Source organism: Streptomyces sp. S3(2020) (assembly GCF_013044505.1).
Lineage (GTDB): Bacteria > Actinomycetota > Actinomycetes > Streptomycetales > Streptomycetaceae > Streptomyces.
This window is the reverse complement of record NZ_JABERD010000440.1, coordinates 1-3013: the sequence shown is the minus strand read 5'-3', so window position 1 is coordinate 3013 and position 3013 is coordinate 1. Positions and strand designations below refer to the sequence as shown.

Here is a 3013-nt window from a genome sequence, read left to right as displayed (position 1 = left end):
TGCTTTTCATATCTCGCCGGCTTGTCGTGTGTCGGTCTTTTTTTTTAATGTCTACGGCGTCCCCCGCTTTCCACCTTATCCTCTTCGTCGGCGGCGGAGGATGTTTATAAGAGCCCGGCCCGGGCGTTGGCCGTGTTCGGGGGTGACGACAGCTGTGGGGCCGAGCGGGTCGACGAGGCGGCCCGGCTGATCGGCGTCGCCGCGCGGCCCCCCGTACCGCCGGGCTCCGGCCTGCCCGCCGACCGCGGTCCCGGCACGCACGACGGCGACGGCGAGCGGCGGCCCGTACCCGAGCCCGCGAAGCCGGACCCGGTCACCGACGACGGCCCCGCGGACCGGATGCCCGGCGCCGCCGTCGCCGTGCCCGCCGGGCCCGCCGAGGCCCTGGACACCTTCGCCGCCGATGCCGGGGACGGCGTCGGCTCCCCCTTCCCCGAGGACGACGCCCGGTTCCTGCGGGAGTTCGCCCCGCTGCGGATCCCCTGGCAGCGGCGCCCGGAGCCCAGTTCGGCGCGCGGTCCCGTGATCGGCGTACGGTCGGCGACCACGCTGCGCGACCTCGCCTTCGTCGCCACCGCGATCGAGGCCGCGAAGCACCAGAACCTCCCCGGCCGCCGCGCCCTGCGCACGGACGGCGACGGCCGCCTCGTGGTGCTGCCCGGCGACTTCCGCAGCTACGCCCGGCTCCCCGTCGCGGAACGCATGCTGGTGCTGCTGCTCGACCACACCTGCCGCCGCGGCTGGGACTGGCCGCCCGCCCTCGCCCCGTATCTCCAGTGGGCCTACACCGGACGGGCCTCCATCTGCGTCGTCGAGGTCGGCAGCCGGGACGCGGCACACGAGCTGAAGGCCGACCACTTCGTCGCCCGCAGCGTCCTGGACCCCCGCGTCGGCCGCGCCCTGCACCGCCCGGCCGGCCGCAGCAGCCCCCTCGCCCACGGCCTGGCGATGACCGACCAGTTGCTGCGCCGGGCCTTCCAGCAGCGCTCCAACCTCGTCGAGGCATGGCTCGTGGTGGTCTCCGACGGCCGTGGCAACGTTCCGCTCGACACCGGTACGGGCGACCGGCTGCCCGGCCCGGTGCGCCGTACCGGCATCGAGGACGCGCTCTCGGCGGCCGGCCGGATCGGGGCGATGGGGCGGATGCGGCTGCACTCCGTGGTCGTGGACGCCGCCCGCCAGCCGTACCCGGACCTGACGTTCCTGCTCGCCGACGCGCTCGGCGGAGTGACCGTCGCCGGACGCACCGCGCGGGGGGTGGCCGGTGTCCGCTGAACCGACCGGCCCCCGCGGTCTCGGCGGGGCGATCCCGCTGGGGCCCGGCATGCCCGCCCGGCCGCCCGCGCCCGAGCCACTGACCGCGCCGCGCCCCGCCGCCGTACCGGAACATGTGGCCGAGTCCCAGGAGGCCGTACGGCTGCCCGCCGCACCCGTCGACCCGGACGCCCGGCTGCCCGCCGGGTTCGCGAAGCTCTCGGTGCAGCGGGCCTACGGCGAGCCGGGGCAGGACGCGTTCTGGCTGACCGGACACAGCGGGGAGCTGGAGAGCCGCCTCGACTCCGAGTACACCCGGCTGCGCCCGGACGACCTGGTGCTGCACAACCTGCGGCCGGGCAGCTCGATGCCACCGAGCGAGATCCTCCTGGGCCTCGCCGAGTGGTCCCAGGGCCAGGACCCCCTGGTCCGCTGGATCAATGTGCTGCGGGCCCGGCACGGTACGGAACTGCAACTGGTGGTCTGGGACGACACGGACTACGACATCCCCTGGGAGCTGCTGCATCTGACGGGCCACCAGGAGAACGGGCTGGTGTCCGGGATCCTCGGCGCCCTGGTGACGGTGGTGCGCTGGACCACCGTCCGGGAGGCCGGGACCACCCCCTTCGGCGCCCCGGCCTCCTGCTCGGGCCAGGTCCTGGGCTACTACGCCGAGCAGATGAGACGGGACGTCGAGGTGTTCCAGGAGTACGTGCACCGCGCGCACATCGGCACCCCGCGGACCTTCCTCACCGAACTCACCCGCCCCGACCTCGGCGCCGGCCTCGTGTACATGGGGTGCCATGCCGAGTACGGCGACCGTGCCCACGAGGTCAGGATCGCCTCCGTCAGCTGGAGCGACCTCAACCGGCAGGCCATGCCCGCACTCCGGGGCGGGTCCACCCTCGTCTGCCTCAACGCCTGTGAGTCCGGGCGCCTGTTCGACAACCGGGGGCGTGGGGAGAACGCCCTGCGGGGCTTCGCCGAGCTGTTCCTGCGCAAGGGGGCCGGCGGCTGCATCGCCACGTCCGGGAAGGTCGGCGACGACATCGCCCATCTGCTGATCAGGGAGCTGGTGGGCCGGGTGTGCGCCGACCCGGACCTGCCGGTCGCCCGTGCCCTGCGCGAGTTCCGGGCCAGTGCCGTGGCCCGATTACCCGATCCGCTGACGTGGCTCGACGTCGGCAGCCGCGCCTACACCGAGCGGCAGCAGGAGATCCTGCTGGTCCTCTACAGCTTCATGTTCCTCTACTTCGGACATCCGCTCACCACGCTCCGGCTGCGGGTGCGCGCCCAGGAGGTGAGGGCATGACCGGCGACGCCTCCTCCTTGCTGGTCGAGCCCCTGGTCGGCTGGCCCCGCAAGGCGCAGGCCGGGCAGAGCTATCTCGTCACCGTCGACCTCAACGGGCCGACGGGGGACGAGGACTGGCCCTACGAGGAGGAGGAGTTCGACTTCGGGGTGGCCCTGGACGGCGCCCCGCACTTCGTGTGCGAGGCGCTGAGCGAGCCCAGCGTCGTCCTGCACCGGTTCGGCGGCACGTACGGCCCGGCGCGTTTCGTGGTGACCGCCGACCGCACACCCGGGCCCGGCACGATCTGGCTGACCATCACCAACCGCTGGGGGGTGCCCGTCCGCACCGTCGAGCTGCCCAGCGAGATCGTCGTGGAGACGGTGCCCGCGGGGCCGGGGCAGATCGTGGTGCCCTCGGCGAACGGCCGCCCCGCCGCCCTCTCCGGCGCGACCCGCCCCGGCACGC

General features: G+C 73.9%; 2 protein-coding genes and 1 pseudogene. All 3 read left to right on the top strand.

Going from position 1 to position 3013, the window contains the following annotated elements; all coding sequences use genetic code 11:
- The first annotated feature begins 126 nt into the window (after window positions 1-126).
- Window positions 127-1275, top strand: coding sequence for a hypothetical protein (locus HLK59_RS49255; protein ID WP_171148215.1), 1149 nt, complete (start codon window positions 127-129; stop codon window positions 1273-1275).
- On the top strand, window positions 1265-2566 hold the full coding sequence (locus HLK59_RS52580) for a CHAT domain-containing protein (protein WP_171148214.1): 1302 nt from the start codon (window positions 1265-1267) through the stop codon (window positions 2564-2566). The genes HLK59_RS49255 and HLK59_RS52580 overlap by 11 nt, the downstream gene beginning before the upstream one ends.
- Window positions 2563-3013 (top strand): annotated as a pseudogene (locus tag HLK59_RS49245) (ATP-binding protein); the annotation flags it as partial. The gene HLK59_RS52580 and the pseudogene HLK59_RS49245, both read left to right, overlap by 4 nt.